The 13,561-nt window shown below is 62.1% G+C and carries 12 protein-coding genes; 5 read left to right on the forward strand and 7 right to left on the reverse strand.

The genetic code is table 11. The features are described 5' to 3' along the window. Window position 1: 1 nt before the first annotated feature. Window positions 2-1,204, reverse strand: a complete 1,203-nt coding sequence (locus tag IE166_RS18660) for an iron-containing alcohol dehydrogenase (RefSeq protein WP_189506955.1) — start codon at window positions 1,202-1,204, stop codon at window positions 2-4. Between the two features lie 134 nt (window positions 1,205-1,338). Between IE166_RS18660 and IE166_RS18665 the strand changes: the two genes are divergently transcribed. Further along, entirely contained in the window at window positions 1,339-2,049 is a 711-nt protein-coding gene (locus tag IE166_RS18665) for a GntR family transcriptional regulator (protein WP_189506957.1), read from the forward strand. A 15-nt stretch (window positions 2,050-2,064) separates the two neighbouring features. Here the strand turns inward: IE166_RS18665 and IE166_RS18670 are convergent, their stop codons facing one another. The 6 genes from IE166_RS18670 to IE166_RS18695 all read right to left on the reverse strand — a co-directional run bounded on the left by IE166_RS18670 (window position 2,065) and on the right by IE166_RS18695 (window position 8,442). Then, entirely contained in the window at window positions 2,065-2,793 is a 729-nt protein-coding gene (locus IE166_RS18670; RefSeq protein WP_244641588.1) for a FadR/GntR family transcriptional regulator, read from the reverse strand. A 7-nt stretch (window positions 2,794-2,800) separates the two neighbouring features. Then, window positions 2,801-3,781 (reverse strand): galactofuranose ABC transporter, permease protein YjfF, encoded by a 981-nt coding sequence (gene yjfF, locus IE166_RS18675; protein WP_189506959.1) that lies wholly within the window; start codon window positions 3,779-3,781, stop codon window positions 2,801-2,803. Then, entirely contained in the window at window positions 3,778-4,776 is a 999-nt protein-coding gene (locus IE166_RS18680; protein WP_189506961.1) for an ABC transporter permease, read from the reverse strand. Before IE166_RS18680 ends, yjfF begins: the two co-directional genes overlap by 4 nt. Continuing rightward, window positions 4,773-6,311, reverse strand: a complete 1,539-nt coding sequence (locus tag IE166_RS18685) for a sugar ABC transporter ATP-binding protein (protein WP_189506963.1) — start codon at window positions 6,309-6,311, stop codon at window positions 4,773-4,775. Before IE166_RS18685 ends, IE166_RS18680 begins: the two co-directional genes overlap by 4 nt. Window positions 6,312-6,419: 108 nt before the next feature. After that, window positions 6,420-7,379: a galactofuranose ABC transporter, galactofuranose-binding protein YtfQ gene (gene ytfQ / locus IE166_RS18690; protein ID WP_189506965.1), complete on the reverse strand. Its 960-nt coding sequence runs from the start codon at window positions 7,377-7,379 to the stop codon at window positions 6,420-6,422. A gap of 55 nt (window positions 7,380-7,434) precedes the next feature. Continuing rightward, the gene (locus IE166_RS18695) at window positions 7,435-8,442 is read right to left on the reverse strand and encodes a LysR family transcriptional regulator (RefSeq protein ID WP_189506967.1); all 1,008 of its coding nucleotides are present in this window, start codon (window positions 8,440-8,442) and stop codon (window positions 7,435-7,437) included. Window positions 8,443-8,614: 172 nt separating this feature from the next. Here IE166_RS18695 and chvE point away from each other — a divergent pair, with 172 nt between their 5' ends. From chvE to araD1, 4 genes are all read left to right on the forward strand, one after another. Further along, window positions 8,615-9,682: a multiple monosaccharide ABC transporter substrate-binding protein gene (chvE, locus tag IE166_RS18700; protein WP_189506969.1), complete on the forward strand. Its 1,068-nt coding sequence runs from the start codon at window positions 8,615-8,617 to the stop codon at window positions 9,680-9,682. 114 nt (window positions 9,683-9,796) lie between these two features. Beyond that, window positions 9,797-11,314 carry a multiple monosaccharide ABC transporter ATP-binding protein gene (gene mmsA / locus IE166_RS18705; RefSeq protein WP_189507232.1) on the forward strand — a complete coding sequence of 506 codons (1,518 nt, stop codon included), beginning with the start codon at window positions 9,797-9,799 and terminating at the stop codon, window positions 11,312-11,314. Continuing rightward, window positions 11,311-12,534, forward strand: a complete 1,224-nt coding sequence (gene mmsB, locus IE166_RS18710; RefSeq protein WP_385965343.1) for a multiple monosaccharide ABC transporter permease — start codon at window positions 11,311-11,313, stop codon at window positions 12,532-12,534. Before mmsA ends, mmsB begins: the two co-directional genes overlap by 4 nt. A gap of 11 nt (window positions 12,535-12,545) precedes the next feature. Further along, window positions 12,546-13,547, forward strand: coding sequence for an AraD1 family protein (araD1, locus tag IE166_RS18715; protein ID WP_189506971.1), 1,002 nt, complete (start codon window positions 12,546-12,548; stop codon window positions 13,545-13,547). Window positions 13,548-13,561: the final 14 nt, after the last annotated feature.

Raw genomic sequence — 13,561 nt, forward strand, 5'->3', positions numbered from 1 at the left:
ATCAAAGCGCGCGTTCGAGGATCGAGCGAATGGCGGCGGGATTGAGCGGGGCGGGATTGTTCTCGACGAGCCGAGCGGCGTTCATTGCGAGATCCGCCATTGCCGGCAGATCGGCCTCTTCGACACCGATCGCGCGCAGGTTCGACGGGATGCCGATGCGCCCGAACAGTGACCGCACCGCTTCGATCGCAGTCTTCGCTGCATGCGCATCGGTGTCTGTGCTCGAAGCCACATCGATCGCGCGGGCGATGTCGGCGTAGTCGGCGGCAGCGGCGCGCAGGTTGAAGTCCATCGTGTGCGGCAGGAGAACGCCGACACCCAGCCCATGCGCCGTGTGGGTGCGCGCGCCGACCGGATATTGGATGGCGTGCGCGGCCGCCGTGCCAGCGCTTCCGAAAGCAAGACCCGCATAGGTCGAGGCCAGCATCACGGCGGAGCGGGCGTCGAGATCGTCACCCTGCGACACCGCGTGCTCCAGATAGTCGAAGATCAGCTTGATTGCCTGCAAGGCGTAATGATCGCTAAGCCCGTTCTTGCCGACAAAGACGCGGGTCATGGCGAGATCCGGCTCGGCCTTCCTGGCAACAGCCGCAAAGGCTTCGATCGCATGCGCCAGAGCATCTGCCCCAGAGATCGCGGTCAAACCAGGTGGGCAGGACAGTGTCAGTTCAGGATCGCAGATGGCCGTATGCGGAATGAGGTAGGGACTGGAAATACCGACCTTCATGGCACGATCGGGGTCAGCCAGAACCGCCACCGGCGTGACTTCCGAGCCCGTGCCGGAGGTCGTCGGCACAGCGATTACAGGGCGGATCGGACCCGGGACCTTATATTCGCCGTAGTAGTCCGACAGGGGGCCGAGATGGCTGAGCAACAGGCTGACCAGCTTCGCCAGATCGAGGCAACTGCCGCCGCCGAGTCCGATCACGACATCCGGCTTGAAGTCCGCATAAGCGGCGACACACGCCTCGATGCCGTGCAGCGGCAACTCCGGCTGGGTGGCGTCGAACACAGCAACGTTCAGGTCAAAGGCCTTTAGATCTGCGATGATCTCGGCGAGCAAGGGCAGTTCGGCAATGCGTTTGTCGGTGCAAAGCAGGACGCTCCGCCCCAAAGCTGCCGCCACCCGCCCAAGGGCGCGGCGCTGGCCTGCTCCAAACAGAAGCTGGCTCGGCGCACGTGTGACCCCGTAGTCCTGTCGCATAATCAACCCTCCCCTCGCTGATCATTGGCCGAAACCCCGATCCGCCAGACATCAACTGCACAGCGAATAATCCGATACGATATCGGATTTAATATCGGATCGCTTTTGTCTATGCAAGGCAGTATGCTCGCCTGATGAACGCGCCTGCTTCGCCTCCATCCTCAGCACACCGTTTGTCACCGGCGACCCTGCCGTCCCGCCATTCAATCGGCGAGGATGTCTACGGCGCGCTGTTATCCGACCTTATCGCCCTGCGGATTCCGCCCGGCGAGCGGATGTCGGTGGATGCGCTGGCAAGGCACTTCGGCGTGTCGCAGACTCCGGTGCGCGCGGCCCTGATCCGGCTAGAAGCGGAAGGGCTGGTCGCCAAGAAGTTCAACTCGGGCTACAGCGCGGCTCCCATGCCAAGCGGCGCGTATTTTCGCGACACCTACGCCATGCGCCGCCTGATCGAGCCGGAAGCCGCAGCCTTGTCGGCAGGTCGAATGACATCAGCGCAGAAGAAAGATCTGGCTCGGCTTTGTTCGGAGATGGAAGCGCTGACGAAAGGCGACACCCTCGCCAACTACGGCCGCTTCGCCCAGCTGGACGGACAGTTCCACGCGCTCATCGCAGGCGCTTGCGGCAATGCGATCATCGCTGAAACGCTGGAGCGTCTCTACGCCCACATGCACCTCTTCCGCCTGCGCCACCACACGGCTGTCGCGGAAGAAGCGGTCAAGGAACACCTCCTGATTAGCCAAGCAATCGCGGATGGCGATGTGGAACATGCACGCTCGGCAATGCAGGCGCATATCGATGCATCCTGCCAGCGTATGGAGCCGTTCTTCCGCGTTCTCGCTTGAGAACGGGCCCCCGCGTTACGACCCCGCCACCTCGCCAGAAATACGATCGCGGCCGTCGATGATCACGGCCTGCATGGCCGACGCAGCCTTGCTGCCGTTGCCATTCGCGATCGCATCGACGATGGCGCGGTGGGCTTCGGAGGTTGCTTGCTGCCGGCTGGGTTCGCCATAGGGCGAGCTCAGGCGGAAGCTGGTGACGAGGGCGGCTTCGATGAGGGAGCCGACCGAAAACATGAAAGGGTTCTTCGAAATGTCGAGCAGAGTGAGGTGGAAGTCGAGATCGGCGAAGGCGAAGCTGTCCATCGCATCGGCCGTTTCCATGGCCTCGACACAGGCATAAAGCCGGGAAATTTCGGAAGGACTCGCCCGTTTTGCGGCCAAATCCGCCGCAAAAGGCTCGAAACTCAGGCGCATTTCGGCGAGATTTCCGATAAATTCCGGGTCAATTCCGCTTTCCAGATGCCAGATCAGCACATCGCCATCGAACAGGTTCCAGGTCGAACGCTCGGTCACCCGGGTGCCGATCCGGGCCTTGGCAACCACCAGCCCCTTCGCCGTAAGCGTCTTCATGGCTTCGCGCAGAACCGTGCGTGAGACGTCGAAACGCTCCGCTAGTTCCGCATCGCCGGGAAGCACGGTTCCGGTTGAATAGGTGCCGCCGACGATCGCCTTGCCGAGTTCGTCGACAACGCGCGCGTGACTGTTGCGCGTGACGCCCCCGGAAATCGCGGTCTTCAGCATCATACCCCGTTCAACCCTTCCCCGACGCCGCCTCCGCACGGCGTCCGCCCGCCCAGACCAGCGCCTTCTGCAGCACGATGAAGCCTAGCAGCAACATGCCGATCGCGATCTTGGTCCACCAGCTCGACAGCGAGCCATCGAAGGTGATGTAAGTCTGGATCAGACCCATGATCAGCACGCCGATGAGGGTGCCCGCCACAAAGCCGCTGCCGCCCGTCAGCAGCGTGCCGCCGATCACCACGGCGGCAATCGCATCGAGTTCGACGCCCACCGTGGCCAGCGAATAGCCGGCGGAGGTATAGATGGCAAAGACGATGCCCGAAAGGCCTGCGAGGAAACCGGATAGGGCATAAACCTGGATCGTGGTGCGGGCGACCGGCACGCCCATCAGCCGCGCCGTTTGGGCACCACCGCCAAGCGCATAGATGTTGGTGCCGAAGCGGGTGCGATGCGCAACGACGATGCCGACGAGAACGACAATCAGCATCAAGCCGCCGACCAGGGTCAGCCGTCCTTTGCCCGGCAGCAGCCAGTAGATGCGCTGCAAAGCACTTATCGTGTCATCGCTGATCGGCACGCTGTCGATCGACAGGACGTAAGCCATGCCGCGAGCCAGAAACATTCCGGCCAGGGTGACGATAAAGGGCGGCATTTGCAGGAAATGGATCGTGGCGCCCATCGCGGCGCCGAATAACGTGGTGATGATGAGGAGGAGCGCAAAGATTGGCCATGGTCCAAGGCCGGTATCGCGCAGCAGGACGGCGATGAACACACCGGAAAAGGCGATCACCGAGCCGACGGACAGGTCGATGCCGCCGGAGATGATGACGAAGGTCATGCCGACGGCAACGATGCCGAGAAAGGCGTTGTCGGTTAGGAGGTTGCCGACGACACGGGTCGAAAGGATCGCCGGGAACTGGAGATAGCAGAGGGCATAGGCGACGATGAAGATCAGCACCGTGGCGACGAGGGGCAGCGTGCGGGCATTCATCGCGCCGGCCTCCTTGTTGTGAAGAAGGTCATCATGATCTGGATGGCAGGTGATTGGACGACGAGGATGATGAGGATGATCACCGCCTTGATCACCAGGTTGAACTCGGGCGGGAAGCCGGACAGGAGAATGCCGGTGTTGACGGCCTGAATGATCATCGCGCCGATCAGGGAGGCAATCAGCGAGAAGCGGCCGCCAAGCAGCGAGGTGCCGCCGATCACCACAGCAAGAATGGCGTCGAGTTCCAGCCAGAGGCCGGCATTGTTGGCGTCGGCGCCGCGAATGTCGGCGGCGACGATGATGCCGGCGAGAGCCGCGCAAAGGCCCGAGGTCATATAAACGGCAATCAGCAGCACGCGCGCATTAATGCCCGACAGCATGGACGCACGCTGGTTGATGCCGACCGCTTCGATCAGCAGACCGAGCGCGCTGCGGCGGACAAGCAGCGTGACGAGCGCTCCCATGGCCAGCCACAGGATGACCGGCATTGGCAGACCGAGGAAACTGCCGGAACCCAGGAAGATCAGGCTTTCATCGTTGAAGGTGAGGATCGCGCCTTGCGTGACGAGCTGCGCGATGCCGCGACCGGCCACCATCAGGATGAGCGTCGCGACGATCGGTTGGATGCGTAGGACGGCGACCAGGATACCGTTCCACAAACCGCAGGCGAGGCCGGCGGCAAGGCTGATGGCGATCGTTGCCGGAAGCCCGTAGCCCTGTGTGATGCAGGATGCGGCCAGCGCTCCGCAGATCGCCATGACCGCGCCAACCGACAGGTCGATGCCGCCGGTGGCGATCACCAGGGTCATGCCGATCGCCAGCAAGGCGACCGGCGCGCCGCGATTGAGGATGTCGATCGGACTGCCGTAAAGACGGCCATTGGCAAAGCTGATGTCGAAAAAGCCGGGAAACACCACGGCAATCAGGCCGAGAACGGCGGCGAGCGCGATGATCTGCGGCAGGAGGCGTTGCGCCAGTCGTTTAACCGCGCTCATGCTGCTGCCTCCGCGCTATCAGGCGTTCCGGCGATGGCGTTGACGATCCGCGTCGTGGTGATGTCTTCGCCGACGAGTTCGGCGACATGGGCGCGATCGCGCACCACGATCACGCGGTGGCTGTAAACGACGAGCTCTTCCAGTTCGGAGGAGATGACGAGCAGCGACATGCCGCCTTCGCATAGTTCCTCGATGAGGCGGATGATCTCGGCATGGGCACCAACATCAATGCCGCGCGTGGGTTCATCAAGGATCAGGAATTCGGGATTGGTGGCAAGCCAGCGGGCGAGCATGACCTTCTGCTGATTGCCGCCGGAGAGCTGTCCGACCGGCTTTTCGGCGTCGGAGGTTCGGATGTCCAAGCGGCGGATGAAGTCGTCTGCCATGGCCCGCTGCCGCTTGGCGGAAAGCGGACGGGCCCAGCCGATGCGGGCTTGCAGCGCCAGTGCGATGTTTTCGCGGATCGAAAGCTCACCGATGATGCCGTCGGTCTTGCGGTCTTCGGGAAGGAAGCCGAAGCCGGCGGCAACAGCTGCGCGAGTCGAGCCAAGGGAAAGCGCCCTACCCTCCTTCGCCGCCGTGCCGCTGTCATGCGGGTAAACGCCGAACAGCACTTCCGCCGTTTCGGTGCGGCCGGAGCCGAGCAGGCCGGCCATACCAACCACCTCGCCACGCTGGATGGCGAGGTCGAAGGGCGCGATGCGCCCGCGCCGGCCGAAGCCTGAAAAACGCAAACGGGGCTCGGCATCATAGCGCATGCCCGACTTGCCGGTGCGGCGTGTTTCTTCGGCGAGCTCGCGGCCGAGCATCATGTTGACCAAGCGCAGACGGTCGAGCGAGACGGTGTCTTCCGTGCCCACCAGCTTTCCGTTGCGCAGAACCGTGATGCGGTCGGTAATGCGGAACACCTGATCCAGGAAATGCGAGATGAAGACGATGCCGAGACCGCGCTCTTTTAGGCCGCTGATGGCATCGAACAGGACATCGACCTCATGCGCATCGAGGCTGGCGGTGGGTTCGTCGAGGATCAGCACCTTGCCCGAGAGTCGCACGGCGCGGGCGATGGCAACGATCTGCTGGATGGCGACGGAATAGCTGCCGAGGCTGCGGGTGACGTCGATGTCGAGCCCGTATTGCGCCGTCAGGGCGCGGGCTTGCCTATTCATTCGGCGGGTAGAAACCAAGCCGAGCCATGTCGGCTGATGGCCGAGGAAGAGGTTCTCGGCAACCGTGAGATTGGTGAGGAGGTTGACCTCCTGGTACACCGTGCCGATGCCGAGGCGCTGCGCATCCAGCGTGTCGCGCGGATCGATCGAAACGCCATCCAGCTGGATCTCGCCACCGTCGCGGCGATAAGCGCCGGTAAGGCATTTCACCAGCGTGGACTTGCCGGCACCATTTTCACCAAGCAAAGCATGCACTTCGCCGGCGCGTAAGGTGAAATCCACGCCATCAAGTGCTTTCGTGCCGGGGAAACTCTTGGACACGGCCGCCGCGCGCAAAAGCGGGACGCGACCGGGGGTCGGGTCGAGCATTCAGGTCGTTCCTTGGAAGGTCGCAAGCTGATATCCGCCGCGCTTGAGTGCGGCGGATAGGTTTGAGCGCGCTGCCCGACTCCGGGCCGGGCAGCCGAAGGGGGCGGCTTAGTAGCCGAGGCCCTTCTTCTGCTCGTAAACGGCCTTCGGATCGTCAGCCTGGGTGTAGAGCTTGGACTCAGTCTGGATGAACTTCGGCGGCTCTTTCTTGTCGTCCATATAGGCCTTGAGCGCATCGAAGGCCGGGCCGGCCATGTTCGGGGTCAGTTCCACCGTGGCATTGGCCTCGCCTGCCGCCATGGCCTGGAAGATATCCGGCACGGCGTCGATCGATACGACCTTGATGTCCGTGCCGGGCTTCAGACCGGCTTCCTTGATCGCCTGGATGGCGCCGACGGCCATGTCGTCATTATGGGCATAAAGCGCGCAGATGTTCTTGCCGCCGCCTTCCGCCTTCAGGAAGCTTTCCATCACTTCCTTGCCCTTGGCGCGGGTGAAGTCGCCGGTCTGGCTGCGGGTGATCTTGATGTTGTCGTGGCCGGCAATGCCCTGCTCGAAGCCGGCCTTGCGCTTGATGGCCGGCGAGGAGCCGGTCGTGCCCTGGAGTTCAACGACGTTGCAGGGCTTGTCGCCAACATCTTTTGCCAGCCACTCGCCCGCAACCTTGCCTTCAAGCTCGAGATCCGAGCCGACGGCGGTGAGATAGAGGTCGTCCTTCGAATCGACTTGGCGATCAAGCAGGATCACCGGGATTTCGGCTTCCTTGGCTTCTTCCAGCACGGCATCCCAGCCGGTCGCGACAACCGGGGCGATCAGGATGGCATCGACGCCCTGCGCGATGAAGGAGCGCAGCGCCTTGATCTGATTTTCCTGTTTCTGCTGGGCATCGGCGAATTTGAGGTCGATGCCGCGCTTTTCGGCTTCCATCTTGGTGAGCGTGGTTTCAGCCGCGCGCCAGCCCGATTCCGAACCGATCTGCGAAAAGCCGATGGTCTGTGCCATGGCTGCGGACGACAAAAGGCTCACCGACGCGAGAAGGCTCGCGCCGAATACGATTTTGCTGATCATGTTTCTCCTCCACGAGAAGGGCTGCTGCCCTGAGGAGAAGAAAAATCATACTATATTACTTTTGTAAACGGGGGACCTGTTCCTGCGTTTGGCTTGCTTGCAGCCGGTCTTCCACGAGGTCCCAGATGGTCTGCGACGCCGGCGACAGGGGCCGATCCTTAGATCGCAGGAGCGAATAGGGTGAGACAGCGAGATCGGGCGCTGCCGGCAGGGTCGCGATGCGGGCGTTCAAGCCGTCGGGTTTGGAAAAGAAGTTCGCCACAGCCTCGGACAAGGCCGCGATCGCATTGGATTGCGAGATGATCGCCAGGGTCATCAGGGTCGATGAGGTGCTGAAAACGCGGTGCGGCAAAGACAGACCCTTGCTCAGGATGTAGGTTTCGACCGTCCTGCGCAGCAGACCGCCCGGTGCCTGCAGCACCCAGTCATATTCCACACAATCGGCCAGCGACGTGCTGCCGGTGCGGATCAGCGGATGGTCCTGGCGTACGATCAGGCTCATCGGCTCGGGGCCGACCGGGCGGGCAGCGAAGCGCCCGTGATCGACATCGGGGGGAATGCGGCCGACAAAGAAGTCGAGCCGCTCGCTCAAGAGCAGCTCGGCCAGCTTGTCGCTGGTATCCACAAAGATATTGCTGGCGATATTGGGATGGGTGACGCGCGTTTGGCGCAGAACCGGCAAAACGAGATCGAGTGCGGGGCCGGTCACCGAACCGATGGACACGAAGCCGCTTTGGCCGGCTTCCATTTCGCCGATCTCGCGGTCCGCCGCGTCGAGATCCCTGAGGATCTTGCCAGCCCAATCCGCGAGCTTGAGGCCGAACGGTGTGAGCACCACGCCGCGCGGATGGCGCTGGTAAAGCTTGGCCCCGGTGATCGTGTCGAGCTCAGCCAGGAGGCGCGACGCGGCAGGTTGGGTCATGGCGAGCTTGGTCGCCGCGGCGCGGATCTGGCCGGTTTCATTGAGCACCGCGAGCAGGCGCAGATGGGTGAGCTTCAAGCCACGACGGATCAGGCGATCGCGGATGGAACCGGGGTTGGACGAGGATGCCGAATTGATCATGATTATACGATATACCAAAAGCGCTATATCGCACAGCATCATTCTGAATTGACCGGCATACCGATGCGCCACTACCCATGCCTCACACCGATTGGGAGATCGGGTGGAGACGTTCGCACGCTTGTACGCGGCATCGTCTGGTCTGCGTCAAACGGATCCCTGGGAGGACCACATGCGATTTTTGAAAGCCGCCCTCGCGGCAACCCTGCTCACCGCCACCGTGCTGAGCGGATCTGCCTTTGCGCAGGAAAAGGGCACCGTCGGCGTTCTGATGCCGACCAAGGCTTCGGCCCGTTGGATCGCCGATGGCGACAACATGGTCAAGCAGCTGCAGGAACGCGGCTACAAGACCGATCTGCAGTATGCCGAGGACGATATTCCGACGCAGATCAGCCAGCTGGAAAACATGGTGGCTGCCGGCGTGCAGACGCTGGTGATCGCGTCGATCGACGGCACCACGCTGACGGACGTGCTGGAACAGGCCCATAACAAGGGCATCAAGGTCATCGCCTATGACCGCCTGATCCGCAATTCGCCGAATGTCGATTACTACACCACCTTCGACAACCAGCAGGTCGGCGTGCTGCAGGCGCAGTCGATCGTTCAAGGCCTGAAGCTCGAGACCGAAGCCGGTCCGTTCAACATCGAGCTGTTCGGCGGCTCGCCGGACGACAACAACGCTTTCTTCTTCTACAACGGCGCCATGAGCGTGCTGCAGCCTTATATCGACCAGGGCAAGCTGGTGGTGGTGTCGGGCGAAACCGGCATGGAGAAGGTCGGCACGCTGCGCTGGGATCCGGCCGTTGCACAGGCGCGCATGGACAACCTGCTGTCGTCCTATTACGGCGACAAGACCGTGAATGCCGTGCTGTCGCCCTATGACGGCCTGTCGATCGGCATCATTTCGGCCCTGAGCGCCGTGGGTTACGGCCAGGGCGACAAGCCGATGCCGATCGTGTCCGGTCAGGACGCCGAAGTGCCGTCGGTCAAGTCGATCCAGAACGGCCAGCAGTATTCCACGATCTTCAAGGACACCCGCGAGCTCGCCAAGGTCACGGTCAACATGATCGACGCCGTTGGCCAAAAGAAGGAGCCTGAGGTCAACGACACCAAGACCTACGACAATGGCGAGAAGGTCGTTCCGTCCTACCTGTTGAAGCCGGTTCTGGTGACCAAGGACAACATCGCGCCGGTTCTGGTCGACAGCGGCTACTACACGGCCGACCAGATCAAGCCTTGATCCCTTGATCCGGCGGGGCGTTGAATGCGCCCCGCTCTTCATGCCGGGCGGCCGCTCAAGGCCGTCCACGATCCCTCACGCCTGCGGGAGCGCGCTTTGGCACCGATCCTCGAGATGCGCGGCATCACCAAGACGTTTCCCGGCGTTCGCGCCCTGGACAACGTCAACCTCACGGTTCAACAGGGCGAAATCCACGCCATCTGCGGTGAAAACGGCGCCGGCAAGTCGACGCTGATGAAGGTCCTGTCGGGCGTTTATCCGCACGGTTCCTATGAGGGCGACATCGTTTACGATGGAAAGGTTCAGGCCTTTCGCGGCATCCGCGACAGCGAACATGCCGGCATCATCATTATCCATCAGGAGCTGGCTTTGGTGCCGCTCCTGTCGATCGCCGAGAACATCTTCCTCGGCAACGAGATTTCGCGCTTCGGCGTGATCGATTGGCCGGAAGCCTTCCGCCGATCGGAAAAGCTTCTCGCCCAAGTCGGCCTGTCCGAACCGCCGACCACGCTCATCAAGGATATGGGCGTCGGCAAACAGCAGCTGGTGGAAATCGCCAAGGCGCTGTCGAAGAAGGTCCGTTTGCTGATCCTGGACGAGCCGACCGCCAGCCTGAACGAGCGCGACAGCCAGGCGCTGCTCGATCTTCTGCTTGCGTTCAAGGCCGAGGGCATGACCTCGATCATGATCAGCCACAAGCTGAACGAGATTTCGCGCGTGGCCGATTCCATCACCGTGCTGCGCGACGGTTCCACCGTGTCCACGCTCGATGCCAAGAACGGCGTCAGCGAAGACCGCATCATCCGCGACATGGTCGGCCGTCAGCTGGACGACCGTTATCCGCCGCGCCAGCCCAATATTGGCGAGGTGCTGTTCGAGGTGAAAGGCTGGAATGCCTATCACCACCTGAATACCCAGCGCCACATCGTAAAGGACGTGTCCTTCAACGTGCGCAAAGGCGAGATCGTCGGCATTGCCGGCCTGATGGGCGCCGGCCGTACCGAGCTTGCGATGAGCATCTTCGGCCGCTCCTACGGGCGCAACGTTTCGGGCAAGGCCTTCATGCACGGCAAGCCGGTGGATGTCTCAACGATCACCAAGGCGATTGATACGGGGCTGGCTTACGTCACCGAGGACCGCAAGCAATATGGCCTGCTGCTCGAAGACGATATCCGCCAGAACGTATCACTCGCCAACCTGCCGGAAATCGCCAAGAGCGGCGTGATCGACGCCGAGCGCGAACGCTCGGTTGCCGAAGATTATCGCAACAATCTGCGCATCCGCTCGTCGGACATCTTCCATAAGACGCTGAACCTGTCCGGCGGAAACCAGCAGAAGGTTGTGCTGTCGAAATGGCTGTTCTCGGATCCCGAACTGCTGATCCTCGATGAGCCGACGCGCGGCATCGATGTCGGCGCCAAGTTCGAGATCTATTCCATCATCGAGCGGCTCGCATCCGAGGGCAAAGGCATCCTGATGATCTCGTCGGAAATGCCGGAATTGCTGGGGATGTGCGACCGCATCTACGTCATGAACGAAGGCCGCTTCGTGGCCGAAATGGCGCGGGGAGAAGCGACGCAGGAAAGCATCATGCGCGCCATCATCCGCACCGCAGGAAGGAGCGCCGCATGAGCACGAATACAATGGACGCGCCTGTTGTGAAAGCAACGGAGACGAGGAGCCTCGACTACTTCAAGGACCATTTGCGCGAATACGGCATGCTCGTCGCGCTGGTGGCGATCATCCTGTTCTTTGCCGTTTATTCGGCCGTGACCGGCCGACCGACCTTCGTGTCGGCTTCGAACCTGACCAACCTGTTCCTGCAGAACAGCTACGTGATCATCATGGCCATCGGCATGCTGATGATCATCATCACCGGCCATATCGACCTGTCGGTCGGCTCGGTGGTGGGCTTCATCGGCGCGGTGGGCGCCGTGTTGATGGTGCTTTACGATCTGCCGGTGGCATTCGCTGTGCTGGTCTGCTTGTGCGTCGGTGCCGCGATCGGGGCCACGCAAGGCTACTTCGTCGCTTATCTGCGCATCCCGTCCTTTATCGTGACGCTGGCGGGCATGCTGGTGTTTCGCGGCTTGACCTTCATGACGCTCGGTTCGTCATCCTCGATCTCGCCGATCCCGCCCTCCTTGCGCGCTCTTTCCACCGGCACGATCCCCGATCTCGCACCGGTTCTCGGCCTTGCCAATTCCACGACGATGATCATCGCGGTCGTGCTGACCGTCGGCTTCCTCCTTTTCGCCTTCCGCAAGCGCTCGCGCCAGAATGCGCTCGGTACGGCGCACGAGCCGCAATCCTTCTTCTTCGGCCGCGTCGCCATTGTGGCCGCTGCGATCCTTTACATGGGCTATCTGCTGTCCACCAATCGCGGCCTGCCCAACGTCCTGATCTTGATGGCGCTGTTGATCGCGATCTATGCCTTCGTGACCAGCCGCACGACCGTCGGCCGTCGCGTTTATGCCGTTGGCGGCAACGAGAAGGCTGCGAAGCTTTCGGGTGTGAAGACCGAGCGCATCGTGTTCCTGGCCTTCGTCAATATGGGCGTTCTGGCCGCTATCGCCGGTCTGGTGTTCTTTGCCCGCGTCGGCAGCGCCACCGCCAAGAACGGCACGGGCCTCGAGCTCGACGTGATCGCAGCCTGCTTCATCGGCGGCGCATCGGCTTATGGCGGCGTCGGAAAGGTGACGGGCGCGGTGATCGGCGCCTTCATCATGGGCGCGCTGAACATGGGCATGCAGAGCGCCATGCAGCTCAGCATCGACTACCAGCAGCTGGTGAAGGGTCTCGTGCTACTCGCTGCTGTTTCCTTCGACGTTTACAACCGCAACAAGGCCTGAGGAGCGCACCGATGCTGCTGTCGCAGATCAAGAAGCCGGATGGCGCGCTCGCCGTGGTCGCGCGTGAAGGCAAGGAAGCCTATGAAGTCCGGGGCGCGCAGAGTGTTTATGCTCTGGCCCTGGATTGTGCCCGCAACGGCAAGAGCCTGGCCGCCCATATCGGCAGCCTCGGCTTTGGCGGTGCGGTCGACCTTGAACAGGCCTATGAAGAAAATCGGCTCCTGTCGCCGATCCATCATCCCGATCCCGCGCATCTTCATCTCACCGGCACCGGCCTGACGCATCTCGGCTCCGCTTCCACCCGCAATGCCATGCATGCGAAAGTATCGGGCGCGGAAGAGGTGCTAACAGACTCCATGAAGATGTTCCGCATGGGGCTGGAGAACGGCAAACCTGCCGGTGAGGGTGTCGGCGTTCAGCCGGAATGGTTCTACAAGGGCAATGGCGCCAGCCTCGTTGCACCGGGTGCCGACCTCCCCTCCCCCGCTTTCGCGGATGATGCCGGCGAAGAGCCGGAGCTGGCGGGCATCTATGTGATCGGCGATGACGGTACGCCGTTCCGGCTGGGCTTCGCTTTGTCGAACGAGTTTTCCGACCACGTCATGGAGCGGGTGAACTATCTTTACCTCGCCCATTCCAAGCTGCGTCCGGCCTCGTTCGGCCCGGAAATCCGCATTGGCGCCCTGCCGGAAGATGTGCGCGGTGTCTCGCGCATCCGTCGCGGTGGCGAGGTGATCTTCGAAAAGCCGTTCCTTTCGGGCGAAGCGAACATGTCGCATTCCATCGCCAATCTGGAACATCACCACTTCAAATATCGCGTGTTCCGCCAGCCGGGCGACGTGCATGTGCATATGTTCGGCACCGCGACGCTGTCTTTTGCCGACGGCATCCGCACGGCACCGGGCGACCAGTTCGAGATCGAGGCGGCCGAGTTCGGCCTGCCTTTGCGCAACGGTCTTGCGATCGACGGCTTCACGCCGGCCGCTTCGCGCGTTGCCGTTCAAACTCTTTGATTGCAGGGAAAGGA

Source organism: Tianweitania populi (assembly GCF_014652875.1).
In the GTDB taxonomy this organism is placed as follows: domain Bacteria; phylum Pseudomonadota; class Alphaproteobacteria; order Rhizobiales; family Rhizobiaceae; genus Tianweitania; species Tianweitania populi.

Bases quoted from the DNA above. Each gene is read 5' to 3' on its own strand.
- IE166_RS18660 (WP_189506955.1), bottom strand. From the start codon at position 1,204: ATGCGACAGGACTACGGGGTCACACGTGCGCCGAGCCAGCTTCTGTTT.
- IE166_RS18665 (WP_189506957.1), top strand. From the start codon at position 1,339: ATGAACGCGCCTGCTTCGCCTCCATCCTCAGCACACCGTTTGTCACCG.
- IE166_RS18670 (WP_244641588.1), bottom strand. From the start codon at position 2,793: ATGATGCTGAAGACCGCGATTTCCGGGGGCGTCACGCGCAACAGTCAC.
- yjfF (WP_189506959.1), bottom strand. From the start codon at position 3,781: ATGAATGCCCGCACGCTGCCCCTCGTCGCCACGGTGCTGATCTTCATC.
- IE166_RS18680 (WP_189506961.1), bottom strand. From the start codon at position 4,776: ATGAGCGCGGTTAAACGACTGGCGCAACGCCTCCTGCCGCAGATCATC.
- IE166_RS18685 (WP_189506963.1), bottom strand. From the start codon at position 6,311: ATGCTCGACCCGACCCCCGGTCGCGTCCCGCTTTTGCGCGCGGCGGCC.
- ytfQ (WP_189506965.1), bottom strand. From the start codon at position 7,379: ATGATCAGCAAAATCGTATTCGGCGCGAGCCTTCTCGCGTCGGTGAGC.
- IE166_RS18695 (WP_189506967.1), bottom strand. From the start codon at position 8,442: ATGATCAATTCGGCATCCTCGTCCAACCCCGGTTCCATCCGCGATCGC.
- chvE (WP_189506969.1), top strand. From the start codon at position 8,615: ATGCGATTTTTGAAAGCCGCCCTCGCGGCAACCCTGCTCACCGCCACC.
- mmsA (WP_189507232.1), top strand. From the start codon at position 9,797: ATGCGCGGCATCACCAAGACGTTTCCCGGCGTTCGCGCCCTGGACAAC.
- mmsB (WP_385965343.1), top strand. From the start codon at position 11,311: ATGAGCACGAATACAATGGACGCGCCTGTTGTGAAAGCAACGGAGACG.
- araD1 (WP_189506971.1), top strand. From the start codon at position 12,546: ATGCTGCTGTCGCAGATCAAGAAGCCGGATGGCGCGCTCGCCGTGGTC.